Origin of the sequence: Methylorubrum sp. SL192 (genome assembly GCF_026672325.1) — a bacterium.
GTDB lineage: Bacteria > Pseudomonadota > Alphaproteobacteria > Rhizobiales > Beijerinckiaceae > Methylobacterium > Methylobacterium extorquens.
Genome location: NZ_JAPPQV010000003.1, coordinates 336,713 through 362,180, shown reverse-complemented (window position 1 = coordinate 362,180; position 25,468 = coordinate 336,713). Strand labels below are relative to the sequence as shown.

General features: G+C 66.6%; 19 protein-coding genes and 3 pseudogenes. 16 read left to right on the top strand and 6 right to left on the bottom strand.

The window, feature by feature from the left end:
* Positions 1–80: 80 nt before the first annotated feature.
* Positions 81–1,514 carry an NAD-dependent succinate-semialdehyde dehydrogenase gene (locus OVA30_RS02585; protein WP_268174505.1) on the top strand — a complete coding sequence of 478 codons (1,434 nt, stop codon included), beginning with the start codon at positions 81–83 and terminating at the stop codon, positions 1,512–1,514.
* 225 nt (positions 1,515–1,739) lie between these two features.
* A complete protein-coding gene (locus tag OVA30_RS02580) occupies positions 1,740–3,545 on the top strand; it encodes a glycoside hydrolase family 15 protein (protein ID WP_268174504.1) in 1,806 nt (601 codons plus the stop codon).
* Between the two features lie 401 nt (positions 3,546–3,946).
* Here OVA30_RS02580 and OVA30_RS02575 read toward each other — a convergent pair.
* Positions 3,947–4,099, bottom strand: a pseudogene (locus OVA30_RS02575) (IS3 family transposase); the annotation flags it as partial.
* Between the two features lie 499 nt (positions 4,100–4,598).
* On the opposite strand from OVA30_RS02575, the pseudogene OVA30_RS02570 reads away from it, so the two are divergent.
* Positions 4,599–5,092 (top strand): annotated as a pseudogene (locus tag OVA30_RS02570) (transposase); the annotation flags it as partial.
* A gap of 16 nt (positions 5,093–5,108) precedes the next feature.
* Here the strand turns inward: OVA30_RS02570 and OVA30_RS02565 are convergent.
* The 3 genes from OVA30_RS02565 to OVA30_RS02555 form a co-directional block, all read right to left on the bottom strand.
* Positions 5,109–5,720, bottom strand: coding sequence for an FUSC family protein (locus tag OVA30_RS02565; protein WP_268174503.1), 612 nt, complete (start codon positions 5,718–5,720; stop codon positions 5,109–5,111).
* A gap of 401 nt (positions 5,721–6,121) precedes the next feature.
* Positions 6,122–6,853, bottom strand: coding sequence for a DUF4198 domain-containing protein (locus OVA30_RS02560; RefSeq protein WP_268174502.1), 732 nt, complete (start codon positions 6,851–6,853; stop codon positions 6,122–6,124).
* The gene (locus OVA30_RS02555; protein ID WP_268174501.1) at positions 6,850–8,952 is read right to left on the bottom strand and encodes a TonB-dependent receptor; all 2,103 of its coding nucleotides are present in this window, start codon (positions 8,950–8,952) and stop codon (positions 6,850–6,852) included. Before OVA30_RS02555 ends, OVA30_RS02560 begins: the two co-directional genes overlap by 4 nt.
* A 651-nt stretch (positions 8,953–9,603) precedes the next feature.
* On the opposite strand from OVA30_RS02555, the gene OVA30_RS02550 reads away from it, so the two are divergent.
* The 12 genes from OVA30_RS02550 (at position 9,604) to OVA30_RS02495 (ending at position 21,950) form a co-directional block, all read left to right on the top strand.
* Positions 9,604–9,906, top strand: coding sequence for an urease subunit gamma (locus tag OVA30_RS02550; RefSeq protein WP_012752316.1), 303 nt, complete (start codon positions 9,604–9,606; stop codon positions 9,904–9,906).
* 24 nt (positions 9,907–9,930) lie between these two features.
* Positions 9,931–10,341, top strand: coding sequence for an urease subunit beta (locus OVA30_RS02545; RefSeq protein WP_012252942.1), 411 nt, complete (start codon positions 9,931–9,933; stop codon positions 10,339–10,341).
* Positions 10,342–10,377: 36 nt separating this feature from the next.
* Positions 10,378–12,096, top strand: coding sequence for an urease subunit alpha (locus OVA30_RS02540; RefSeq protein WP_268174500.1), 1,719 nt, complete (start codon positions 10,378–10,380; stop codon positions 12,094–12,096).
* 61 nt (positions 12,097–12,157) lie between these two features.
* Positions 12,158–12,541, top strand: a complete 384-nt coding sequence (locus OVA30_RS02535; RefSeq protein WP_268174499.1) for a fluoride efflux transporter FluC — start codon at positions 12,158–12,160, stop codon at positions 12,539–12,541.
* A 9-nt stretch (positions 12,542–12,550) separates the two neighbouring features.
* Positions 12,551–12,934, top strand: coding sequence for a fluoride efflux transporter CrcB (crcB, locus tag OVA30_RS02530; protein WP_268174498.1), 384 nt, complete (start codon positions 12,551–12,553; stop codon positions 12,932–12,934).
* A gap of 23 nt (positions 12,935–12,957) precedes the next feature.
* Positions 12,958–13,620 carry an urease accessory protein UreE gene (gene ureE, locus OVA30_RS02525; protein WP_268174497.1) on the top strand — a complete coding sequence of 221 codons (663 nt, stop codon included), beginning with the start codon at positions 12,958–12,960 and terminating at the stop codon, positions 13,618–13,620.
* 41 nt (positions 13,621–13,661) lie between these two features.
* Positions 13,662–14,342 (top strand): urease accessory protein UreF, encoded by a 681-nt coding sequence (locus OVA30_RS02520; protein WP_268174496.1) that lies wholly within the window; start codon positions 13,662–13,664, stop codon positions 14,340–14,342.
* A 20-nt stretch (positions 14,343–14,362) separates the two neighbouring features.
* Positions 14,363–15,010, top strand: coding sequence for an urease accessory protein UreG (ureG, locus tag OVA30_RS02515; protein WP_076640549.1), 648 nt, complete (start codon positions 14,363–14,365; stop codon positions 15,008–15,010).
* A gap of 4 nt (positions 15,011–15,014) precedes the next feature.
* A complete protein-coding gene (locus OVA30_RS02510; RefSeq protein ID WP_268174495.1) occupies positions 15,015–15,950 on the top strand; it encodes an urease accessory protein UreD in 936 nt (311 codons plus the stop codon).
* Positions 15,951–15,965: 15 nt separating this feature from the next.
* Positions 15,966–17,006, top strand: a complete 1,041-nt coding sequence (gene yut, locus OVA30_RS02505) for an urea transporter (protein ID WP_268174494.1) — start codon at positions 15,966–15,968, stop codon at positions 17,004–17,006.
* Positions 17,007–17,099: 93 nt separating this feature from the next.
* Entirely contained in the window at positions 17,100–18,338 is a 1,239-nt protein-coding gene (locus OVA30_RS02500) for an ammonium transporter (protein ID WP_268174493.1), read from the top strand.
* Positions 18,339–18,614: 276 nt separating this feature from the next.
* Positions 18,615–21,950: a helicase-related protein gene (locus OVA30_RS02495; RefSeq protein ID WP_268174492.1), complete on the top strand. Its 3,336-nt coding sequence runs from the start codon at positions 18,615–18,617 to the stop codon at positions 21,948–21,950.
* A gap of 85 nt (positions 21,951–22,035) precedes the next feature.
* Here OVA30_RS02495 and OVA30_RS02490 read toward each other — a convergent pair whose 3' ends face one another.
* Positions 22,036–23,451, bottom strand: coding sequence for a carbohydrate porin (locus OVA30_RS02490; protein ID WP_268174491.1), 1,416 nt, complete (start codon positions 23,449–23,451; stop codon positions 22,036–22,038).
* A gap of 465 nt (positions 23,452–23,916) precedes the next feature.
* Between OVA30_RS02490 and OVA30_RS02485 the strand changes: the two are divergent.
* Positions 23,917–24,409: pseudogene (locus tag OVA30_RS02485) on the top strand (IS3 family transposase); the annotation flags it as partial.
* 95 nt (positions 24,410–24,504) lie between these two features.
* Here the strand turns inward: OVA30_RS02485 and OVA30_RS02480 are convergent.
* Positions 24,505–25,467 carry a TIGR03885 family FMN-dependent LLM class oxidoreductase gene (locus OVA30_RS02480; protein WP_268174490.1) on the bottom strand — a complete coding sequence of 321 codons (963 nt, stop codon included), beginning with the start codon at positions 25,465–25,467 and terminating at the stop codon, positions 24,505–24,507.
* Position 25,468: the final 1 nt, after the last annotated feature.

Below are 25,468 nucleotides of genomic sequence, written 5' to 3'. Positions count from 1 at the left end.
GTGCCGACGCGGTGCCAGCCGGAATCAGCACACGGTTTCCCGGCCCCTCAAGCGAGTCCGGGACAAGGATGCGAGGACTGATGGCCTATCCAAATACCGGATTGCAGATCGGCGGGGCCTGGATCGCGGCGGACGCTCGCGACGCGATCCCGGTCGTCAATCCGGCGACCGGAGAGGTGATCGGAGCCGTGGCCAAGGCCACCATCGACGACCTCGACCGAGCCCTGGCGGCAGCGGCACGGGGCTTCGCGACTTGGCGCGCCGTCTCGGCCTTCGACCGCGGACGCATCCTGCGCCGGGCCGCGGACCTCATGCGCGAGCGGGTTGAGACGATTGCTCGGCTGATGACTCTGGAGCAGGGCAAGCCTCTGCGCGAGGCCCGGGTCGAGACGCTGTCGGCGGCCGACACGCTCGACTGGTTCGCCGAGGAGGGCCGACGGGCCTATGGCCGGGTGATCCCGTCGCGGGCGGAAGGAGTGATGCAGATCGTGCTCCGCGAGCCCGTCGGTGCCGTCGCCGCCTTCACACCGTGGAACTTCCCGATCAACCAAGCGGTGCGCAAGGTCGCCGCCGCCCTCTGCGTCGGCTGCGCGGTGATACTCAAAGGCCCCGAGGACACGCCCGCGAGCTGCGCCGAACTGGTCCGGGCGCTGCTCGATGCGGGCGTGCCGGGCGACGCACTGGGGTTGCTCTACGGCGATCCCGCGGCAATCTCAGGCTATCTCATTCCCGCGCCGGAAGTTGCCAAGATTTCGTTCACCGGGTCGACGGCCATAGGCAAGGAACTCGCCGCTCTCGCCGGTCGGTACATGAAGCGGGTCACGATGGAACTCGGCGGGCACGCTCCTGCGATCATCTGTGCGGATGCCGATATCGAGCGCGCGGTCGAGATCCTAGCCGCCAACAAGTTCCGGAACGCCGGCCAAGTCTGCGTCGCGCCGACACGCTTCCTCGTCGAACGACCGGTCTACGCGGAGTTCGTCGACCGCTTCGCCGCTCGCGCCGCGGCGATCACGGTCGGCGACGGCCTCGACGAGAGCGTCCAGATGGGGCCGCTGATCCACGAGCGCCGCCGGCTGGCTGTCGAAGGGTTGATCGCCGACGCCGAGGCCGCCGGCAGCCGCATCGCAACCGGCGGCGCGCGCCCGCACAACCGGGGCTTTTTCCTGGCGCCCACCGTCCTCACCGATGTTCCGCGAACCGCGCGCATCCTGAACGAGGAGCCGTTCGGCCCGGTTGCGACGATCGCCGCATTCTCCGATCTGGACGAGGCGCTCGCGGAGGCCAACCACCTGTCCTTCGGCCTGGCGGCCTACGCCTATACCCGCTCGCCCCGAACGGCGAACCGCCTGAGCACCGGCATCGCCTGCGGGATGCTCGGCATCAACCATCACGGACTCGGCCTGCCGGAGACGCCGTTCGGCGGCGTCGGCGATTCGGGGTACGGCAGCGAAGGCGGCTCGGAAGCGCTGGAGGGCTACCTCTCAATTAAGTTTGTCACAACAGCGTCTTAGGGCTGCTCACTGTGAGGTTTCAAGAGGTTGTCCGAGAGTCCAGGAGCGATGGCAACCTTTGCCATACGGAGCAATGTTCCGCCGCGATCGTAGCAGGCTGACCCCGAGGAGCTGCGGCATCAGTGCTTCGCTCCCTGGCATGGCCACTGCGTTGTCGTGGAGCCCGTCGCTGCGGCGCATCCCGCGCAATAGCTCTCCATCCCTCCCCTCTTGGAGTCCCCCTGCGTGCTGAAGCCGTTTCCCCGCTCTGGCCAACCTGTCGAACGTGAGGACGGTTATCTGCCGTTGGAGGCCTATGCTGCCTTGGGCGAGGGGCGTTCGGTCGCGCTGTCGGGCGCTGATGGCTCGATCGACTGGTGGTGCTGCCCGAACCTCGACTCGCCACCGCTGTTCGACCGCCTGCTCGCACCACGCGACGGCGGGCATTTCGCGGTGACGCCGGACGCACCGTTCACCAGCGAGATCGGCTACCGCGCTGGCAGCAACGTTCACGAGACCGTGTTCACCACCGCGAGTGGCAAGGCGCGGCTGACCGAAAGCCTGAACAGCGGCCCGGCCGGGCGGCTGCCCTGGGCGGAACTCGCCCGCCGGATCGAGGGCATCGAGGGCACTGTGCGCTTCCGGATCACGCTGGTGTTCGGGACGCGAGGCGATACCGCTGGCCCTTTCATCTCGTCGAATGCCAACGGCAGTACCTTCCATGTCGCTGGCTTGATGGGGCTGTTCCGCCACAGCGACGGCGTCCGCATCGAAACGGAGAACGATCACGCGATCACGGCCAGCGTCGAAATCACGGCAGGTCGCAGCGAACTCGTCGCGATCGTAGCCGGTGAGCACCAGCCGCTCGTGATTGCACCGGTCGCGGACATCGACCGCCGCATTGAGGTGTCCTGTACGGCTTGGCGCGACTGGACCGCCCGGCTGGGCTACTGCGGACGCTACAAGGAGCATGTCGAGCGCAGTGCGCTCGCCCTCAAGCTGCTCCTGTACTCACCCACTGGCGCCATCGCCGCCGCGGCAACGACTTCGCTGCCCGAGGGCATCGGTGGGCAGAAGAACTATGACTACCGCTATGCCTGGGTTCGGGACGCCGGCTACGTCATCAAGGCCTTCCTCCGTCTCGGAGCGCATGCCGAGGCCAACGCGGCACTGACGTGGCTGGTCAAGCATCTCGAGGAGCGCGGTGCTCACGTGCTCTACACCTTGAGTGGCGAGACCGTCTCCGCGGAGGAGGAACTTGATCTCCCCGGATACCGCAACTCCCGCCCGGTGCGCACAGGCAATGCCGCAACCGGGCAGCACCAGCACGGCATCTACGGCGACATTTTCGAGACGGCAGATCGATTCGTGGCCGGCGGCGGTATGCTGGACCTTCGCAGCGGTGCCTTGCTGGCGCGCCTCGCAGACGAGTGCGCCGAGACCTGGAAGATGAAGGATGCGGGGATCTGGGAATTACCTGAAAAGCAGCACTACACCGGGTCGAAGATCAGCTGCTGGCAGGCACTGGCCCGCGCCGTCGAGATGGCGGAAAAGGGGTATCTGCCTGGCAACTGCAAGGACCGGTGGCAGCGCGCGCGCGACCGCATCGCGGTCTGGATTGATGATCATTGTTGGTCCGAGGCGAAGCAGTCCTACGTGATGTACCCGGGCTGCGACCGGCTCGACGCTTCGCTGGCGCTCGCCGTGCGATTTCGCTTCGGCAATCCCGAGCGCCTGCAACTGACCTGCGAAGCGATCGATCGCGAATTGGGCGCTGGCCCGTACCACTACCGCTACACGGATGTGGATGCCGAGGAGGGCTGTTTTCTGGCCTGCACATTCTGGCTGATCGAGGCGATGACGCTCCTCGGGCAGGCCGATGAGGGCGCTGCGAAGTTCGACGCGGTGATCAAGGCCTTGGATCGGAACTCGGGAACCTATTCCGAGATGGTGGACCCGGTCTCGGGGGCCTTCCTCGGCAACCTGCCGCAGGGGTTGACCCACCTAGCTCTGATCCAGGCCGCCGTAACTTTGTCCGGTCTCGATCTTTAGGGCTACTTTCGTCATGCTCGCGCAACGCAAGATCTTACCAGAATCGGCGCAGAGATAGGGAGCTGAAGATCCGCCAGGAGGGCAAGTTAAATCGTGGCAATACACGAGCCTGCAGCGCCGCCTAGGGTCGAGGCTCGGTGAAAACGGAGAGGCGCTCCTGCGTTTTCACACAGCCAGGGCCGCAGTAAGCGGTCCTCTGCGTCTTGCCGGACGAGAATCGCGCCGTGACCGAAAGCGCCTGAGAGCAGAGGGCTGGGCTTCGCGACGGGGCGATGTCGGGAGATCGCTCCTGTGTCCATCCGACTGTTCTTCCTCCCGCCTCCGTTCTGCACCTCGAACCCGAGGCCTACGCCAAGCTCTGCGACGTCGCTGTGACCGGCCCGGGCCGTCCGGGTGGTGCGGCCGTACTCCAAGCGCCAGCGGTCATAGCTCTGCTCGGAGATCTCCGCCTCCTTGCAGGCCGAAGCCAAACTCTTGCCTTGAGCTGTCGGTACTTCGATCTGCCGAAGCTTAAGCACAACCTGCTCCGCGCTCGTCTTCTTACCTCGCTTGATCCTCAACTCCTCCGCTCCTGGCTGATCCTCTCAATCAGCCCGGGCCAAATCCAGCCGGGCAGGTCAGAAGTCGATCGCGTTCTTAACGTCACCGTTGGGGTTGTGCGATGTGCACTCGCGCTATCGTATCCCGGACCGCTATTCGAATTCGGCGTGCTTTGCGTGTTGAGTTGGGAAGAGTGTCAGCTGAAGCCGTGAATCTTTGCCGAGATGGCATCTTGGGATGTGACTTTTTAGTTTGATAACTGAGTATATTTTGTGGTTTGCTTTATATGATAGAATATAAATTTTTGTTTGTAAGAATAATCGTGGTAACTTGTAATAAATAAGGGACTTTAATCATAAATATTTAAGTAATAATCTTGTGTTATCAAGGCGGCGCCATCTGTTGTCAGTTCGAATTCTACCAGCCGCCTCCCAGGGCTTGAACCAAAATCGAAGAATCCGTCAGGCGTTGAGTTTGCACGTTGAGGCGGGTGAGACTGACTGCGGCGTACTGGGTCTGCGTGGGGCCAAGCGCAAGCAGGGTTCGAAGCTGCACATGGCGGTGGATATGCTCGGGCATCTCCTGGCCCTGCACGTCATGCCGGCCAACGCCGGTGACCGTGCCGAGGTCGAGCGTCTGGCCAAGGTCGTGCAGGCGGCCACCGACGACAGCGTCGAGATCGCCTTCGTCGATCAGGGCTACACCGGCGAGAAGCCGGCTACGGCCGCGCGCAAGCACGGCATCGAGTGAAGGTCGTGAAGCTGCCCGAGGCCAAGTGTGGCCCTCATCCTGAGCCTGTCGAAGGACGTCCTCCTGCCCAAGCGCTGGGTCGTCGAGCGCTCCTTGCCTGGGCCACCCGCTTCCGCCGGCTCATCAAAGACGACGAGCGATATGCCAGCAGGCCGGCAGACCTGCACCTCGTCGCCTTCGTCTGCCTCATATTCAAAAAGCTGCTCTACTTACAGCCGATTCCTAACAGCCTCTCCGCGGTGCTTCAGCTCTCCTAACTCGAAGGACTTGGCGTCAGAGCTTGATTCCAATCCCCCGGTTCAGGCGGGTGACGATCCAGACCGTCGCCACGGCCACGCAAACGCCCCAGCCGACTTCCAGCACCCGCGATCCCGCCATGCGCTCCACCGGCCCGATATGGGGCACGAGTAGGATAATCGTGGCGGTGATGCTCGCGACACGGCACGCGCTCGACACATTGACGAGCCAGCAGGCAAGGGTCGCGAGCAGGACAGCCGATGCGTAGGTCGGCAGGGAGGGGCCGAGCGAGAGGTAGGCACCGAGACCGGCGGCTCCGCCGATCAAAGCGCCCGTGAGTTGGTCGCGGGCGGTGGAGCGGGTCGTGTCGAACTCGGTATGGGCGACGGCGACCGCTGTGATCGCCGCCCAGAAACCCTCACGCAGGCCAAGCAGATGGGTCGGCAGGTATGCGGCGATGGCGGCGACCGCGGAGATGACGCCGTGGGCGAAGCCGCCGACGAAACGGCGGCGCAGGGGCAGGCGCTTGCGCAGGCGGGTGAACTGCGCGCCAAGCAAGCGGATCCGGCTGGTGTCGCGGTCGACCCGGCGCACCTGGGCCGCGGCGGTCTCGTCCTCGGCACGGCATGCCGAGTCTTCGGCCTGCATCCGCTTCTTCCTTTGCAGCCGATCCGAAAGCTCTCGCCTGGAACCGCCCCGTGATGCGAGCACGGCAGCATCAATCCGGGGGCGCAGCGGGTCGACGGAGTTCGCCCGAATTCAGGCGAACTCCGCTCGCCTGGCGGTGCTCTCCGAACGGACCCGCCACATCCCCCTGGCTCAGGGCGATGAACGCTCACCGCGCTGCGACGCCATGAGTTCATCCGCTCTCTTGGCGGACGCCGTAAAGCGCCTCGCCTCTCGTTGCGGCCCCTGTGCGCTCATCGGCCTCGACGACGTAAGCCGTCGCCCCGTCGCGCGAGCAAGCGATGTCGTTCGGCGTCGTGAAGCTTGATCGAGGCGGCGAAGGCTTCGAGAGCCGATGCCGCCTTCTCCATCGAGCCTCGCGCTCAGTTGGACTTCGGGTCCGTGACCGTGAAGGCGAAGGTCGCGCCGTAGCTGTCCGCGTCGGCCAGTGTCGGCGTCTGCGAAGGGGTTACGCGGTGAGCGACACCGAGCACCTGCGGGCCGGCACTGCGCAGCGGGACGACCGCCACGCCCTGCGCATCCGTCGTCGCACGGGCCTGATCCGCCTCGCTCTTGAAGTTCACGCCGTCGGTGGCGACCACGCTGGCGCCCCCGAGCGGACGCCCCTCGAACAGCACCCGCACCCGGATCTGGCCCGAGGCTGCGGCCGGCGCCTCCAGCGGAACGATCTCCAGAGGTTGGCCGACGACCTTCTCCCACGGGGCCGTCGGGCCGGACACAGCCTTGGCGAACTTCACCGACCACAGGCTCTTGTCGGCCTGCGGCAGCATCCGCTTGCTGGCGTTGCGGTAGCTGCCGTCGGGCAGGCGCACCCAGTAGCCGTTGTCGTAGGCGGCGGCGAACAGTGCGTCACCCTGATGCGCGGCTTTGAGCGCGGGCATTGGGCCGGTCTGCAGCTTGGCGTTCAGGGCCACCGCGCCCGAAGGCTCGTAGGCGGTCAGGCTCATCAGCTTGCCAGCACTCGGCAGTTCCGGCTCGTGGGGATGCCCGTAGAGGATCTGCACGCCGTTGCCGGCCGGGTCGAGCCAGAGGTCGTGGGCGGCGGCCGGTGCGGTGAGGGCGAGCAGCGCGGTGAGGATGACGGTTCGTCTCATCGAAGAGGTGCTCCTGTTGCAAAGCTGGAGGTGATGCCGGCCAGCAGCGTCAGGCGCGGCTGCGGGCTGGTGAAGATCTCGGCGGCCGAGGCAGAGACCGACGAGCCGAAATTGAAGATGCTCTCGCTCGTGCGGTCGCCCGGATACCAGGTCGCCTGCCCATAGGCCGTCCAGCCGCTCTCGTGGACGTAGGCGATCCGGCCGCTGACGCGCGGATAGGGCGAGGAATGCAACAGGCCGTCCTCGGTCAGCGGCTTGGCACCGATGTAGGACAGGTAGGCCGCACCGGTCAGGCGCCCGCGGGGCAACAGGGCGGCCGGTGCGGCGACGTCGAATTCGGCGCCGACGGTGGCAAGATACGCGGGCACGTTGGGGATGAAGACGGATGGCGCGCCGTTGAGCAGTCGGGCCGAGACGCCGGAATAGTTGGCGAACAACGCCACGCGGTCGAGGCCTTCACGATAGGCCAGCACCTTCGCCTCGATCTCGAAGCCGTCGCGGCGGGACTTGCCCAGGTTCTGCACGGGCAGGCCAGGTGCGGGCTGGAAGACTTCGTTGGCGATGTCGGTGAAGAACACCGTGCCAAGGAGGCTGAACCGGTCGAACACGAGGCGGCCGCCGCCCTCCGTACTCTCGATGGTCAGCGGGGTGAGGCGGGGATTGTTCGTCAATTCGCTCGAAGCGGAGGGGCTGCGGAAGCCTTGGCCGTAATTGGCGAACAGCTCCACCCAGTCGAAGGGCGTGAGCGCCGCCCCGCCCTTGGGGGAGACCACGTTGGGGCTGACCTTGGGCGACAGGGCCGGGTCGAGATTGTTGCGCACGTCGTAGAAGAACTGGTCGAAGCGGGCGCCGCCGGTCAGCTTCAGCCAGGGCGCCGGCTTGACCTGCACCTGCGCGTAGGCCGCGAGGTTGTGCTGCGAGAGATCGAGATCGAGGGTGCGTGCGGTGAACGTGCGCGCGACCGAGGGGCCGGTGTTCGCGTCGAGCGCGTCGCTCCGCCAATCGCCGCCGACGAGGACTTGGGTCGGCAGCGCGTCGAACAGGCTCGTCGTCCAGACCTTGCGGATGCGGCCACCCACGGTCTCCCGTTCCTCGACCTGCCCGCGCTGGCCGGCGCCGAAATCCGAGAAGCGGCTGAACACGTCGTGGCTGGCGTAGACGAGCGCCGACAGCTCGTCGTCCGGTCCACCGTTGACGTAGTTGGCCACGAAGGTCTGCAGGGTCTTGCCGCCGCCATCGGTGATGTTGGTCGCGGCCCGCGGTGAGACGAGACCGGCGCGCACGCGGTCGCGCTCCAGGTAGCCCGGCTGCCCGAACCCCGTGCCGTACATCTGCACCCGCAGCGACAGGCTGGAGCCGAGATCGAGGGGGATGGTGACCTTGTTGAAGGCGTTGTAGCGCCCGAGGTCGCCGTTCTCGCGATAGCCCCCGGTGCCGTAGCCCTCGTAGGCGAGGAAGGGCTGGATCCCCGGGCCGACCTGGCTGAAGGTGGCAAGCCCCCGCCCCGTGCCGAACGAGCCGCCCGATGCGCCGACGGTCGAGAAGGGCTCGGCCCGCTTGGTCTCGATGAAGATCGAGCCGCCGAGATTGGCGTCGCCCGCTTCGACCGAGAAGGGGCCGCGCACGATGCTGATGGAGCGGATGGTCTCCGGGATCAGCGGATTGAGATCGACGTAGTTCGGGGTGTGGATCGAGGAGACCTCGTTGATCGGCACCCCGTCGATGAAGACCGCGACGTCGCGGCCATGCTCGGCATCGCTGAAGCCGCGCAGGGCGATGCCGTATCCGACGCCGCCCTGGCCGTAATTCGAGACATCGAAGCCGGCCACGGGGCGGAAGAGGTCGCCGTAGCTTTGCACCGGCAGGCGAGCGATCTCCGCGGCATCGATCACCGTGCTGTTGCCTGGGAGAGCCAGGACCGACGATGAGATCTGGGTCTTCAGGTTCGCGGCCGGCCCCGCAACCGCCGCAACGGAATTTGCGGAACCGCCCTGCGCGGTGACCTGCAATTCCTCCAGCTCAATCGCGGTCGGATCGAGCGCATGGCTCGGAAGCGTACTCACGCCGAGTGCGCTGGCCGATGCAAGCAGGCGCGTCAAAAGCGGCGACATCGTGCAACCTAGGCACTCAGTGATCCGGGCGCTACTAAACTGCAAATTATGGGCAGGCACAAGATAGGAATTTTTCGTATTCGTACGTCTCATCGAGATGTTGCAGCCTTTAGCAGCCCCCGCAATCTCGGTCGCAGCATCTTTTGACGATAACCGTCTCGGTAAAATTGCCTCCCTTAGAGCATCGGTGCCGATACGGCGTGGCATGTCCTGCCGGTCACCAAGTCTTCGGCCCATCGGCCACGAAACGTCTTCGAGGCCAGCGGCTTCTGAGCTTCACATCGTACGATGGCCGGAGGCTACCGCAGCCGGAGCAACGGCCCCAAAGTCGAGCATTCCGATGCGGGGCGGAGCGATCCTTACAACTCTCGCGTCGCGACTCGATGTACCTCCTGCTCCGAAATAGGGAAACCGTTCGGCGCCGAAGCTGGACGCGTAACGAGCCGCCAAGCTCAGCGCGAATCTCCCTTTATTGCAACAACTTATGCGCGAAATTGATCATTTGGATAAGTAATACCCCGTATTCAAACTGGGCTAGCCACGTTCGTTAAGTTGCTGCTATAGGTTGAAAACAAGATATGTTCTGGGTGTCAATAAATCGGCTGCTAAGGCAGGCTGTATTCGCTCGGGAATCTGCCCATGCACTTTACTCAACGCGAAACTGACAAGCTGCTGATCTATATGCTCGCCCAGGTCGCACAGCGCCGCAGGGACCAGGGGCTCAAGCTCAACCATCCGGAAACCGTCTCCCTCATCTCCGTCGCCGCCCTGGACGGCGCTCGCGCCGGCAAGACGGTGGAAGAAGTGATGGAACTCGCAGGCAAAACCATCACGCGCGACGACGTCATGGACGGGGTCGCGGAAATGATTCCCTACGTGCAGGTCGAAGCGGTGTTCACGGACGGCTCGCGCCTCATCACGGTGCATGCTCCCATCAAGTAAATCGAGATGTCAGGAGGTGACGCGATGAGTCCTCCCCAGAAGAAGGCGCCCGTCGGCGGAATTATTTTCGGTTCAGGGGATATCGAGATCAATGCCGGATATCCCACGACGGCGATCAAGGTCCGAAACACGGGTGATCGCCCAATCCAAGTCGGGTCGCACTACCATTTCTTCGAGGTGAACGCCTCGCTGGAATTCGATCGCGAGCAAGCCTTCGGCAAGCGTCTCAACATCCCGGCCACGACCGCTCTCCGGTTCGAGCCCGGAGACGAGAAGGAGGTCTCGCTCGTTCCCTATCAGGGCAAGCAGCGGGTGCTCGGCTTCAATGGCCTCGTCGACGGCTGGGTCGGCGACGAAACCTACGACGATTACCGCCCACGGCTGTCGGACGCGCTGGATCGCGTGAACCGCTACGGGTTCAAGAACAAGCCGTAACCTGCCCCCTTCGATAGCCGAATCTGGAGCGCTGGGATGAGCAGAATCTCGCGGCGGCAATACTCGGATCTCTACGGGCCGACGACAGGCGACAAGATCAGGCTCGCCGATACGGACCTCTACATTGAGATCGAGAAGGACCTTCGGGTTTATGGCGAAGAGGCCGTCTATGGCGGCGGCAAGACGCTTCGGGACGGAATGGGTTACGACAACGAGTTGACCAGTGCGGCGGGCGCACCGGATCTCGTCATCACCAATGTCACGATCCTCGACGCGGTCCAGGGCGTCATCAAGGCCGATCTCGGCATCAAGAACGGCCTGATCGTCGGGATCGGGAAGGCCGGCAATCCCTCGACGATGTCGGGGGTGACACGGGGGCTCGCGCTCGGACCGGGCACGGACGCCATTTCCGGCGAGCACCTCATCCTGACCGCGGGCGGCATCGACGCCCACGTCCACTTCATCTCGCCGCAGCAGGCCCAGGCCGCGCTCAGCAACGGTGTGACGACGCTGTTCGGCGGCGGCATCGGTCCATCCGACGGCACCAACGGCACGACCATCACGCCGGGCACATGGAACATCGAGATGATGCTCCGCTCCTTCGATGCCTGGCCGGTCAATGCGGGCGTGCACGGCAAGGGCAATTGCTCGGCGCTCCTCCCGATCGAGGAGCAGATCCGGGCCGGCGCGATGGGTTTGAAGGTTCACGAAGACTGGGGCAGCACTCCGGCGGCGATCCGCATGGCCCTGACCGCCGCGGACGATCACGACGTCCAAGTCTGCATCCACACGGACACCCTGAACGAGGCGGGTTTCGTCGAGAGCACCATCGCCGCGTTCGAGGGGCGCACGATCCACACCTACCACACGGAGGGCGCGGGCGGCGGCCACGCACCGGACATCATCCGGGTGGCGGGCATTTCCAACGTCATCCCCAGTTCGACCAATCCGACCATGCCCTACGGCATCAATTCGCAGGCGGAATTGTTCGACATGGTGATGGTCTGTCACAATCTCAGCCCGAAGATCCCGACGGACGTCGCCTTCGCGGAGAGCCGCGTCCGCGCCGAGACCATCGCGGCGGAAAACGTCCTGCACGATCTCGGTGCGATCTCGATCCTGTCGAGCGACAGCCAAGCCATGGGCCGCGTCGGCGAGAACTGGGCGCGCACCATTCAGACGGCCCATCTGATGAAGGCGCGGCTCGGCGCCTATCCGGGGGATGCGTCCGGCAACGACAATCAGCGCGTGCTGCGCTTCGTCGCCAAGGTGACGATCAATCCCGCCATCGTGGCGGGGGTCTCGCACGTGATCGGGTCGGTCGAGGTCGGCAAGATGGCGGACCTCGTCCTCTGGGAACCGGCCTTCTTCGGCGCCAAGCCGAAGATGGTCATCAAGGGCGGCATGATCTCCTGGGCGATCATGGGAGATCCCAACGCCTCGCTGCCGACACCGCAGCCGGTCGTCTATCGTCCGATGTTCGGCGCTCTCGGCCCGGCCGTGGCCAAGACGCGCGTGACCTTCACGTCGCATGCCGCCTACGAGGACGGGATCGTGGATCGTTACGAGCTGACGTCGAAGGTCGTGCCCGTCTACGGCACGCGCACCATCACCAAGGCGTCGATGGTTCGAAACGACCGGCTTCCGGTCATCGAGGTCAACCCAGAAACCTTCGCAGTGATGGTCGACGGCAAGCACGCCACGATCGAGCCCGCCACGCATCTTCCGCTCGCGCAGCTCCACTTCTTCAGCTGACGTCCCGTCGCGCGGCGGGAAACGCCTCCCGCCGCCGGTTCACAGCCCAGTGCAGGCATTGATGAGACCGATCGACGTCATGTGGGTGTGTCTCGGCGGCGGAGCCGGTTCTCTGCTGCGCTGGCAGCTCGGCGGCTTCATCGACCGCGCGATCCCCGCGCGCTTCAAGTTCGGCACCTTCCTCGTCAACGTCACCGGCGCCTTCGTGATCGCCTTTCTTTCCGCGGCGCTGGCCCTCGGCTGGCAGCAACGCCACGGGGACGTGGTGTCGTCCCTGGTGCTGACGGGCTTTCTCGGCGGCTACACGACGTTCAGCTCGATGCAGCTCGATACGGCGCAGATGGCGATGGAGCATCGCCAGGGGCTGGCTGCCTTGTACCTCGTCGCGTCCGTCGGCGTCGGCCTCTGCGCCGCGGCGGCGGGCGTCGCCCTCGCAAGATCGTAGGGGCTCGTCATGGGGGCGCAGGCCGTCTTCGTCTTCATCGGTGGCGGGTTCGGCGCTCTCACCCGCGAATTCCTCATGCTGCTGATCCCTCAGCACAGCGGCGCCTTTCCGCTCGACATCTTCACCGCCAACGTCGTCGCCTCGTTCTGCCTCGGCGCCGCCTTCGAACTTCACCGCCTGAACCAAGTCTCGGACGAGTACCTGCTCCTGATCGGCACGGGCTTCGCTGGCGGAATGTCGACGTTCTCGAGCTTCGTCTACGGCATCACTTCCGAAGCCGCGTCGCCGGGCCAAGCCGGTCTTGCCGTCCTCTACTGTTTGTCCAGCCTGATCGTCGGCTACGCCGCGATCTGGCTCGGAATCGCATCCGGGAAACGCCTGCGCCGCGCGTGAGCGCGCTCCGTTGGGAGAGACGAATGATCCTCGTCGAACACAAACTCGGTCATCTCGGCGATCCGGTCTGGCAGGAGCGCGCGGGGCAGGCGCGCATCGATCCGCTGGTGCTGGAGCAATGGGAGGCGCCCAAGAGCCGCCTGCGCAAGGCGACCGAGAGCGGGATCGAGCTGGCGATCTCGCTGCCGCGCTCCGAGCACCTGCATGACGGCGACGTGCTCCACTACGACGCGGCGCAGGGGCTCATCGTCGTGGCCCGGATCGCCCTCAAGGAGGTGCTGGTCATCGAGCTGGAGGGGCTGGAGAGCCTCGCGCCGCACGAGATCCTGCGCGCCTCCTTCGAACTCGGGCACGGCCTCGGCAACCAGCACTGGCCCGCCGTGATCAAGGGATCGACGGTCTACGTGCCGCTTTCGGTCGATCAGAAGCTGATGGCCTCGGTCATGCGCACGCACGCCTTCGCCCATGTGAAGACCCGCTTCGCCCCGGGCGAGGAGGTGGCGGCCCAACTCGACGCGAAGGAGGTCCGGCTGCTGTTTGCTGGCGCCGACGCCACCCCGCATCACCATCACGACGGTCACGAGGCTGCACAGGCCCATGACCCCCATGATCACCACGACCACCCTGATCACGCGCACGATCATGGTCACCCGCACACTCATCACCACCATGATCCGGTGGCGTGATGCGGCACGGTGAGCCGAGGGCCCGTCTCGCACCGCGCGGCATGGCTCATCTCGCGCGCCTGCTGCAATTCTCGGATTCGACGCTGCCGATCGGCTCCTTTGCCTTCTCGAACGGCCTCGAATCCGCGCTGCAGACGGGGATCGTCACCGACGCGAGCAGCCTGCTGCATTTCGTCGAACTCGTCCTGCACCAGAACGCCCGGGTGGACGGCGTCGCGCTGCTGCACGCCCATCGCGCCGCCCTGGCGGAGGACTATTCCGGCATCGTCACGGCCGACCGAGAATTGCTCTGCCGCCGCGTCGGGGAAGAGCAGCAGCTGATGCTGACGCGGATGGGCAAGAAGCTCGCCGAGCTGGCGCTCAAGATCGGCCCCTCGCCGGTGCTGGAGCGCTGGCTCGCGGATATCCGGTCGGACACCACCCCCGGCTGCCTGCCGATCGGTCAGGCGATCACCCTCGCACATCTCGGCGCGGACGAGACGGACGCCTTCGTCGTCCACCAATACGGCATGGCCTCGATGATCCTGAGCGCCGCGCTTCGGCTGATGCGGATCGACCATTTCGAGACCCAGCGCATCCTGTTCGCCGCCCAGGGCCGCGTCGAGGACGACTACCTCGCGGTGCGCGATCTTGCCCTCGACGAAATGGCCGCCTTCGCGCCGGTCTTCGACGTGCTCGTTGCTCATCACACCACGGTCCATGTCCGCCTGTTCATGAATTGAGTGCGGCAAAGGAAATCGAGATGAAGAAGATCACCCGTATCGGCATCGGCGGCCCGGTCGGATCCGGCAAGACGGCTGTTATCGAGACCATCACGCCGCGCCTGATCGCGCTGGGGATCAAGCCGCTGATCATCACCAACGACGTCGTCACGACGGAGGATGCCAAGCAGGTGCGCCGGACTCTCCACGGCGTGCTGATCGAGGAGAAGATCGTTGGCGTCGAGACCGGGGCCTGCCCACACACGGCGGTCCGCGAAGATCCGTCGATGAACATCGCCGCGGTCGAGGAACTCGAAGACAAGTATCCCGACAGCGACGTGATCCTGATTGAATCCGGCGGCGATAACCTCACGCTCACCTTCAGCCCGGCGCTGGCGGACTTCTACATCTACGTGATCGACGTCGCCGCCGGCGACAAGATCCCGCGCAAGAACGGCGCCGGGGTCTGCCAGTCGGACATCCTCGTGATCAACAAGAAGGACCTCGCTCCCTATGTCGGCGCGAGCCTCGACGTCATGGCGCGCGACTCCAAGCTCATGCGCGGCAAGAAGCCGTTCCTCTTCACCAACTGCAAGACCGGCGAGGGTGTCGACGACCTCCTCCAGCTCATTCTCGACATGGCGCTGTTCGATGTGAGGACGCGTCCTCCGCTCGCGGCGAGCGCGTGAGACCATGACCCTGCACGAGCCCCTCGGCCTCATCGACGCGGCGCGCGAACTGCGCGGTTTCCAGACCGAGCCAGCGCAGATGCGGGCGGGCGCGCCCGGCAAGGTCGGCCGCTTGCGCCTCGGGTTCTCGCTGCGCGACGGGCGCTCCGTGCTCCACGACCTCTACCGGGTCGCCCCGTTGCTGGTGCAGCAGGCGCTCTACTGGGACGAGGCGATGCCGGAACTGCCGGTCTGCCCGATCATCTCCGTCGGCGGCGGCATCCTGCAGGGCGACCGCTACACGATCGCCATCGCGGTGGGGGAGGGCGCCTGCGCGCACGTCTCGACCCAAGGCGCCAACCGCATCCACTGCATGGACGCGAACTTCGCCTCGCAGCACCAGGCCGTGACCGTCGAGGCCGGCGGCTACCTCGAATACTTGCCGGACTTCACCATTCCCTATCGCGGCTCGCGCTTCCTCTCGCGCACGGACCTCGTCGTCGCCGCGGACGCCACCCTGCTCTACGGCGAGATGGTTCTCGCCGGCCGCAAGCATCATCATGTCGAGGAGCGGTTCGGCTTCGACCTGCTGTCGATGGATGTGAGCCTGCGACGGCCCGGCGGGCATAAGCTCTTCGCGGAAAAGATCCTGATCGAGAAGGGTGATCCGACGATCGCCTTCGCGGCGGTGATGCGCGGCTTCGACGCCTTCGCCAACATCCTCTGCGTCACCCCTCCCGAGACGGCCGCCCGCATCAAGGAACGGTTCGAGCCCCATTTCCCGATCGAGGCGCCACGGGCGCTGTCCGGTGTGAGCCGCCTGCCCAACGCCGCCGGGCTGATGCTGCGCGCCGTCGGCGTGGAGAGCTACGACGTGCGCCATGAGGTTCGCCGGTTCTGGCGCATCGTGCGCGAGGAGGCGCGCGACCGGTCTCTTCCCGCCGAACCCTACTGGCGCTGAGAGAGGACCGGACCCATGCCGCGAGCGAACAGCAACCTTCTCGTCCAGTCGCTGCGCGGGACGAGCCAAGTCTTCTTCATGGAGAATGCCCTGACGGGCGTGCTGTTCTTCGCCGCGATGGCCTACGCCTCCTCGGTGACGGGCAATTGGGCCACCACGGTCGGGGCGGCGATCGGCGTCCTCGTCGCAACGCTGACCGCCCGACTTCTGGAATGCGACGACCCTTCCGTCTCCTCCGGTCTCTACGGATTCAACGGCGTTCTCGTCGGGGCCGCGCTACCGACCTTCATCGCAGCCTCGCCCCAGCTCTGGGCCTCGATCGTGATCGGCGCGGCGGCGAGCACGGTCTTCACCGCCGCCTTCAGCGCGACGCTCACCGGCAAATGGGGCATTCCCGGCTCGACCGGCCCCTTCGTGCTGACGGGCTGGCTGATGGTCGCCGCGGCCTATTCCTTCGGCGGCCTGCACGTGACGGGCGACGCCCCCAAGCTCGCGGGTGACGTCGCGCCTAACCTCACCGGCATTCCGGCGCCAATGGACCTCGTCGCGATCTTTTTCCGCAACATCGCGCAGGTCTACCTGCTGGGTAGCGCCGTCAGCGGCGTCATCATCCTAGCCGGCATCCTGATCGCCTCGGTCCCGGCCGGGATCGCCGCCGCCGCCGGATCGCTGATCAGCATGATCGTCGCGATCGCGATGGGTGCCGATCCCAAGGCCGTGAGCCAGGGCCTCTACGGCTTCAGCCCGGTCCTGACGGCGATGGCCGTCGGCGTCGTCTTCCTGACGCCCTCGCCGCGGGTGGCCGTCTATGCCGGTCTCGCGACCGTGATGACCGTCTTCGTCCAGGGCGCCCTCGACGTCATGGTCGCGCCGGCGGGCATCCCGTCCTTCACCGCCCCCTACGTGCTGACGATGTACCTGTTCATCGCGCCGAAGAAGCTGATGGCGCCCCATCCGCACGGGCCCGTCGCCGATCCCATGATCGACGATCAAGGCAAGGCGCCGGGCAAGGTTTCGGGCAAGGCACCGGTCCACGCGGCCGGAACCGCACGGTGACACCCCGGAGCGTCCTGATCCGGACCGACGATGCCGCGCATCGCAAGCGCCGACACGCCCCTCTTCCGAGAAGCACAGATCTAGGAGCACGCGATGCAAGGCATCAATGCCGGCGACACGGCCTTCATCCTCATCTGCACCGCTCTGGTCCTCATGATGACGCCGGCTCTTGCCCTCTTCTACGGCGGCCTCGTCAGACAGCGCGATGTCCTGTCCGTCATGATCCAGAATTTCGTCTGCATCGGTGTGGTCGGCGTGATCTGGGTGTTCGGAGGTTTCAGCCTCGCCTTCGGGCCTGATATCGGCGGCACGATCGGTAATTTCGCGTATTACTTCGGCATGTACGAGGTCGGCATCGAGCCAAATCCGGTCTACGCTCCCAATATCCCCTTCATCATGGTCTTTGCCTACCAGATGATGTTCGCCATCATCACGCCGGCCCTGATGACCGGCGCCTTCGTCGGGCGCTTCCAGTTCGGCGCCTACCTGTTCTTCATCACGGCCTGGACCATCCTCGTCTATGTGCCGGCCGCGCACTGGGTCTGGGGCGGAGGCTTCCTGGCCAAGCTGGGCGTCGTCGATTTCGCCGGCGGGATCGTCATTCACACCTCCGCGGGTTTTTCGGCGCTGGCGACGGCGAAGTTTCTCGGCAAACGCAGGGTGGCGGCGGGCGAATCCGAATCGGCGCCGGCCAGCCTGCCCCTGGTCGCTCTCGGCGCCGGTCTGCTGTGGTTCGGCTGGTTCGGCTTCAACGCCGGTGGCGCCTACGCGGCGGATGCGCTGGCGGCCTACGCCTTCACCAACACCATGCTCGCCGGTTCCATCGCCATGCTGGTGTGGATGTTCTGGGAATGGCGCGAGACCAAGCACCCGTCCTTTTCCGGCGTCCTCGTCGGCGCCGTGGCGGGGCTCGCGACGATCACGCCGGCCTCCGGTTATGTCGAGCCCATCGCCGCCCTGGCGATCGGCGCCATCGGCGCGACGGCCTGCTACTTTGCGAAGTACGTCCAGAAGTGGCTGAAGATCGACGACACGCTGGAAGTCTGGCGCGCCCACGGCGTCGGCGGCCTCACCGGTGCCCTGCTCATCGGCATCATGGCCAGTTCGCATATCAACCAAGTCTCGGCGAGCCTGCAGCAGTTCGGGGTTCAGCTTCTCGCCGTCCTCGTCGTCGGTGCTTATGCCTCCTTCGTCACCTTCATGATCCTGACGGGCCTGGATCGCTTCGGCACGCTGCGGGTGCCGGAAAAGATCCAGGAAGAAGGCCTCGACACGATGCTCGGCGAGCGCGCCTTCAACCTGTGGAACATGGATCGCACCCTCCCGAAGTAGCCTCGCTGCTCCGATCGACCCGCAAGGCGGGACTGAGCATCGGGGACGTCTGTCTGAGCGACGGGTGCTGACCGTGGCCTGCGAGTCGCCCAGCTGCGCAGCGGTATCGAGCCGCGGGACGGCCGAACCTGCGGCCGGGCCCTCCCGCAACGGCTGGCCCAGCGGTCCCCAGGGAAGTGCGGTGGAAACCGGGGATGATGACGCAGAACAGGAACCGCGGGCAGGCCGTGTGGCGTTCCTGGGAGCCGACCCCGGAAGTCGTTCGACGGAATAGAAATGGCACAATCCAGGACCGCCAAGCCCCGAGACGATCAGGATGCGAGCCCGGATGGGGGCGTCGCTCCGCTCGTTCCGACGGGAGCCCTGGCGGTGGCTCTACTCGGTTTCGCGCAAGCCGCGCGGCCGTTGATCCACGTGGCCCGCGACGGGCGCCGCCTCGATGAAATCGCCGCGGTCCTGCGGGCGCTGGCGCCGGAGCGGACGGTGGCCGTTTATCCCGAATGGGATTGCCTGCCCTTCGACCGCGCTTCGCCCTCGCGCGGAGTCATGGGCGCGCGCACGGGCGTGCTGCGCTGGCTGACCGACGACCGGGCACAACCGGACATCATCCTGACCACCGCCCCCGCGCTGCTGCAGCGTGTGCCCCCGCCGGAGACGTGGGACTCCGCCCATATCGAGCTGCGCGTCGGCGAGCCGCTCGATTCGGAGCAACTGACGGCGCAACTGGCACGGCTCGGCTATATCCTCGACGATCGCGTCGATGAGCCCGGCGAGGTGGCGGTCCGGGGACGGACTATCGACGTATTCCCGGCCGCCGCACCGCTTCCCTGCCGGGTCGAGCATGACGGGGCGCGCATCACCGCGATCCGCTCCTACGATCCGGTGTCGCAGCGCTCGCGCGTCGAAACCGAGCGGCTGGTGATCGATCCGGCGACCGAAATCATCCTGGACCCGGATTCGAGTCTCGCCCTGGAGCCCTTCACCGGGCAGGAGCACCGGCTCGCCCGGTTCTATCCCGCGCTCGTGACCATGCTCGATTACGTGCCCGAGGCGCGCCTCGTGGTCGAGGCCGGGGTGGAGGAGCGGGCCGCGGCGTTCTTCGAGCAGATTGCCGAGGGCCGCGAGGCGGAAGGGGCGATGTCAGCTTCCGGCAGCCGACGGGATGACCGATCCCAACAGACGCCCGCACCGGATCTCTATCTCGCGCCCAAGGAATGGGCGAAATTGGTTGAGGCACGCAGCCTCGCGGCGGCGACGAGCGCCGAGGCGGAGCGGATCGCAGGGCCGGTTTTCGTCCGCGAGCGCCGCCCCGAGGCCGCCTTTGCCAAAGCCCTTCGCGCCGCGCTGAAAGCGGGCGAGCGCGCCGTGCTTGCCGGTCCCAAGGCGCCACTGCGCCGTCTCGTGCGGGCGGCCGCCGCGGCCGACGAGCGAACCGTGCGCCTGATCGATGGCTGGGCCGAGGTCGAGGCGGCGGAGCCCGGCGCGATGCTGGCGATCGAGATGCCGGTCGAAGCAGGGTTTAGCGTGCCGCAGGCCGGGGCGACGGTGATCGCCGCGGCCGATCTGTTCGGGCCTCTGGCGGCGGGCGCGGGTCGGCGGGCCGCCGTGCTGCCGATCGGCGAGGTCGAACTGCGGGTCGGCGACGTGGCGATCGACCGCGATCACGGCCTGTGCCTGTTCGAGGGGCTGGAGGCGATCCGCGCTAGCGAAGAGGACGAGGAAGACGCCCTGCGCCTGCGTTTTGCCGATGATGCCATCCTCATGGTGCCGGTGAGCCAAGCGGACCGGATCTGGCGCTACGGCTCGGAGGCCGAAGCCGTGACCCTCGACCGGCTCGACGGCGGCACCTGGGCCCGGCGGCGCCTGGAGGCAGAGGCGACGCTCGCCAAGGCGGCGCGGGCGATGCTGAAGGCCGCGCAGGAGCGCCGGGAGGCCCACGCCCCGCAGATCATGCCGCCCGAGCGCGAGATGGAGCGCTTCGCGGCCGGTTTCGGCTATCCGCTCACCGGTGATCAGGCCGGGGCGGTGGAGGAGACGCTGGCCGACCTCGCCCGCGAGATGCCGATGGACCGGCTCGTCTGCGGCGATGTCGGCTTCGGCAAGACCGAGGTGGCCCTACGCGCCGCGGCGGCGGCGATCTTTGCCGGACGGCAGGTCGCCGTCATGGCGCCGACCACGGTGCTGGTGCGCCAGCATGTCGAGACGTTCCGGCGCCGGTTTGCCCGGTTCGGCATTGAGGTGGCGCATCTCTCGCGCCTCGTCTCCCCCGCCGAGGCAAAGCGGGTGAAGCAGGGCTTGGCCGATGGCAGCGTCCGCCTCGTCGTCGGGACCCAGGCGCTCGCCGGGCGCGGCGTGTCGTTCCACGATCTCGGCCTTGCCATCATCGACGAGGAGCAGCGCTTCGGAGCCAAGACCAAGGCGAGCCTGCGCAAGGCGGCGGGCGACGCTCACATCCTCACGCTAAGCGCGACACCGATCCCGCGCACGCTCCAGGCGGCGATGGTCGGCCTGCAGAGCCTCAGCGTGATCGCCACGCCCCCGGCGGTGCGCCAGCCGATCCGCACGGTGATTGCCCCGTTCGAGGAGACGACGCTGGCCGCGGCTTTGCGGCGCGAGCACCGCCGCGGCGGACAGAGCTTCGTGGTCTGCCCGCGGATCGAGGACATCGCGCCGATGGCCAAGCGTCTGCGCGCGCTCGTGCCGGGGCTCGACGTGGTGACGGCGCATGGCGAGATGAAGCCCGCCGAGATGGACGACGCGATGGTCCGCTTCGCCGACGGCAAGGGCGATGTGCTGCTCGCCACCAGCATCATCGAGAGCGGGCTCGACGTGCCGCGGGCCAACACCATGCTGGTCTGGGACGCGGAGCGGTTCGGCCTCGCGCAACTGCACCAGTTGCGCGGCCGCGTCGGGCGCGGGCAGCGGCGCGGGGTGGTGTACCTGTTCGGGCATCCCGACAAGCCGCTCAGCCCCTCGACGGAGAAGCGGCTGCGCACGCTGGAGGCGCTCGACCGGCTCGGGGCGGGCTTTGCCATCTCCGCTCGCGACCTCGACCTGCGCGGGGCGGGCGACCTCGTCGGCGACGACCAGTCCGGCCACGTCAAGCTCGTGGGGCTCGGCCTCTACCAGCATCTGCTGCAACTGGCCCTGCGCGCGGCCAAGGGCGAGGCGGCCGAGGATTGGAGCCCAGAGGTGCGGATCGGCCTGAACGGCCGTGTGCCCGCCGACTACATCCCCGAACCCGAAATCCGCCTGAGCCTCTACACGCGTCTCCTGCGCCTGCGCGCCGAGGCCGAGATCGATGCGCTGCGCGACGAGATCGAGGACCGCTTCGGGCCGCTGCCGGAATCGGTGGACGCGCTGTTCACCCTGGCGCGTCTGCGGATCGGATGCCTCGCCCTCGGCATCATCCGCCTCAGCGGCGGCCCGCAGGGGATCGCGGCCGATTTCCATCCAGACCGGCAGGCACCGGTGATCCCGGTCTCCGACGAGATCACGGTTCGGGATCGGCGCATCGTCATCCGCGGGGGCTGCGACGACGCCGTCGAGCGCGGCGCACGCGCCGCCGTTTTCCTGCGCCGTCTCCAGGACGCCCGAGACCGGCGTGGCTGATCGGTAATCCAGGAATGGAAGCCCTCCCGGTTGTCGAAACCGGGAGGGCACGAGGCGGGGGAAGGCCGCGTCTTTGGGACGAGGGCTAGCCCGGAGCGAGGCCGAGGAGGGTGCCGAGCGGGACGACGAGGGTGGCGCCGGCGTAGAAGCCGTCCTTGGCCCGCCGCGCGGTGAAGGGGTTCCAGAACGAGTTCGGGTTGACCACGTACTGGACCACCGGCTCGATGATCACGCCCGCGCCGACATCGAAGTGCGCGTTGGCCTCGAATACGAACTTATCGCGCGAATACGGGGCGCCCGAGCCGCCCGAGATGAAGTTCGCGTCAGACAGGAACTGCGTGTAGTTCTCCGACAAACGCTGCCAGTTCATCTTCAGGCCGTAGCTGTCGTTGGGCCGGCTCTGGTCGGGCGCGTCGAGGCGCACGCCGACGAACGAGTTGAAGCGGATCGGCACCGTCGGGTCGAACGAATAGCCTGTGCCGGTATAGAGCGAGATCGCGGTCGGGTGCGGGTTGGCGACCAGGCCGCCATCGGCGCGCCAAACCGTCTGCGTGCCGGTGAGCACGATGCCGGACGTGCCCGATTTCTGCAGCACCGGGGCGCCGGGGTTCAGGCCCTTCGAGGTGCCGAACACCGTCTTGAAGTTGTCGTCGTGATCGGCCGTGTTGAAGAAGCCGGTGAGCGAGGCGCGGCCGGGATAGGCGGTCATGGTGTAGTCGGTCTTGGTGCCGATCTCGGTCATCACCAGCGCGCCCGAGAGCCGCTCGTAGCCGAAATCGTAGCCCGACAATGCGTTGGTGCCGGGGTTCACGGAGAAGGCGCCGGCCTGGACGTAGCTGGTGGGCGAGAGCTGGTAGGCGGCGTTTGCCCCCCAGACCGCGTAGAGCGGCGAGGTGAAGCCGGCATTGATGTAGAACAGGTCCTGGAAGCAGGAATTGATCGAGTTGCACGGCGGCAGGCCGTAGTAACGATCGGGGTGGGTGCGGCCGACCTCGATGACGAAGCGGTCGTCGAGGAGCTTCTGCTGGTAGGTGAGCAGCGAGAGGCGGTTGTTGTTGGGGTTGAACGGCGGCTGGTAGCCGACCGTGGTGTCGCCGATATCGGCGGCCATGTTGAGGTTGCGGACGTTGCCGAAGAAGGTCTGCGTGAACTTGATGGTGCCGCCACTGATGTTGGCGATGCGCTGCATGTCGGCGGTCATGGAGAGGACGAAGTAGGTCGAGTTCGACTGCTCTCCGGTGCGCAGGCCGGCCGAGGGGTTGGCCTGGTAGAAGTTGTAGATGTTGATGTCGAAGGTGAGCCCGCGCTCGGCCATGTGGGTGGCCCAGGGCGCCAGCGGGCCGACGCGAACGGGATCGCTGGGTTTCTCGGCGATGCGCGGATCGGTGCGCGGCTGGGTTTGATCGTTGAACTGGCCCACCGGTGAGGGCTGCTGCGCGGAGACGCTCACGGGCAGGCCGAAGGCCAGGGCGCCGAGGAGCGTGCCGGCCGCCCATGCCATTCGTCCGGGCTGAGCCGATCCCCGTTCCATTCCGTGTCCGCCGCGTCGCATCTTACATTCCCCTTGCATTGCCGGTTGCGGCCAAGACTTCTTGTGACCAAGACTTCACTGATCTTTGGAGTTGTCGTGCTGTGCAATGCACAACCGTACCGCCCCAGGATCCGCATGGCTGCCGAACGCTCCGCAAAAGCCGTTCCACAGCCGATGACCGGTTTATGGATTTGATCGGATGACCGGTTGCCATTGGTCTTGGCTCCCGACCCGTCTGATTCCGTTGCAGTATGATCAAACCTCACGCTTTTGCGTATTTTTTGATCATAACTCTCTTGCTCTACTAGGCTGACACTCGCGAACGCACACGGTCAACTCCCAATTTGGTCTTTTTGGATTTTGCGGCATCCGGCTTGCAATGAGGCCACGGACGCGGCGCAGGGGTGACCTGACCAGCTGGCTCTGGACTGGGCTGATCAAGCTCAGACGATGAAAGGTCTGGAACGCGAGAACGCTCGGCTTCGTCGGCGAGTAGCCGCTCTATCTCTGAAGAAGCAGGTGCTGGCGGACGTCGCCTCGGGACACTGGTAGCCCCCGAGCGACGCAGGCAGGCGGTCGGTGGTGTCCGAGGGAAGTACGGTCTCTTACGACCATTACGCCTGCCGGATCGGCGGCAGCGCCGGGGTCCGCAGCGCTACGTGCCCACCGGGCCGGCCGACGCGGATGGGCTGACCCGAGCCATCGTCGCCCTGGCGTCCGAGTACGGGCGCGATGGCGACCGCCGTGTCAACGCGTTGCTGGACGCGGCCGGCTGGCCGGGGGCAAGGACCGGGTTCAGCGCATCTGGCGTCACGAGGGGCCGCGCTCCGTGCCGATGACCGGCACGCCAAGACTCGCGCTTCGGAAATGCGCTGGCGAGAGGGACCGGCTCGAAAGGGCGGACCCGCGCCGGCTCAGGAGCGACCACGGTCTCAGCCCCTCCAACTGGGCCGTGATCGAGAGCGTGTTCGGAGCCGGCAGCCGCGGGCGCTTGGCCCGCGCGCGGCTCTGATCCCGGCGGCGTCAGCCGCCGAACTGGGGCAGCACGCGGCGGCCGAAGGCGTCGATGAAAGCCTCCTGACGGGTGCCGACCTGATGGACGATGATCTCGGCAAAGCCCATCTCGGCCAGTTCCGCGAGCCAGGCGGCATGCTGCCCGAGATCGTCCGAGATCCGTACGCAGGCATGCATGTCCTCGGGGCGGACGAAGCGGGCGGCGGTCTCGAAATCTTCCGGGCGGCGCATCTCCCAGTTCACCTCGCCCTCGATGGCGTTGCTCGACCATTGCGCATGCGCCTCCGCGAGCGCACGGGCCGGGTCGGGGTCCCAGCAGACCTTGGTCTGGAGGAAGACCGGCTTGCCCGCGCCGCCGCCCTCGCGGAAAGCCTCGACCACCGGGCGCAGCTTGTCCGGCTCGATCCCCACCGTGACGAGGCCGTCGGCCCAGGCGCCGAGGGCGCGAGCGGTCGCCGCGGTGGCGGCCCCGCCGATCAGGAGCGGCGGGGTCTTGGGCCGCGAGTAGAGCTGCGCGTCGATCACCGTGACGCGGCCGCGATGGGTCACGGTTTCGCCGGCCAGCAGCGCCCGAATGACCGCGGCGCATTCGGCGAGCCGCGCGTTGCGCTCGGCCTTCTCCGGCCAGGGCAGGCCGGTGATGTCCTCGTTGAGGCGCTGGCCGCTGCCGAGCGCCAGCCACAGCCGCTCGGGAAACATCTCGGACAGGGTCGCGGCCGATTGCGCGAGCACGGCGGGATGGTGGCGGTAGCCCGGCGCGGTGATGATGCCGAACGGAAGCCGCGTCGTCGCCAGGGCCGCCCCGAGCCAGGACCACGCATGGCCCGAATGCCCCTGCACGCGGCTCCACGGCTTGAAGTGCTCCGAGGACATGGCGCAGGCGAACCCCGCTTCCTCCGCTGCCCGCACGTGGCGCAGGAGGGCGGAGGGGGCGTGCTGCTCGTGTGAGGCGTGGTAGCCGATACGCGTCATT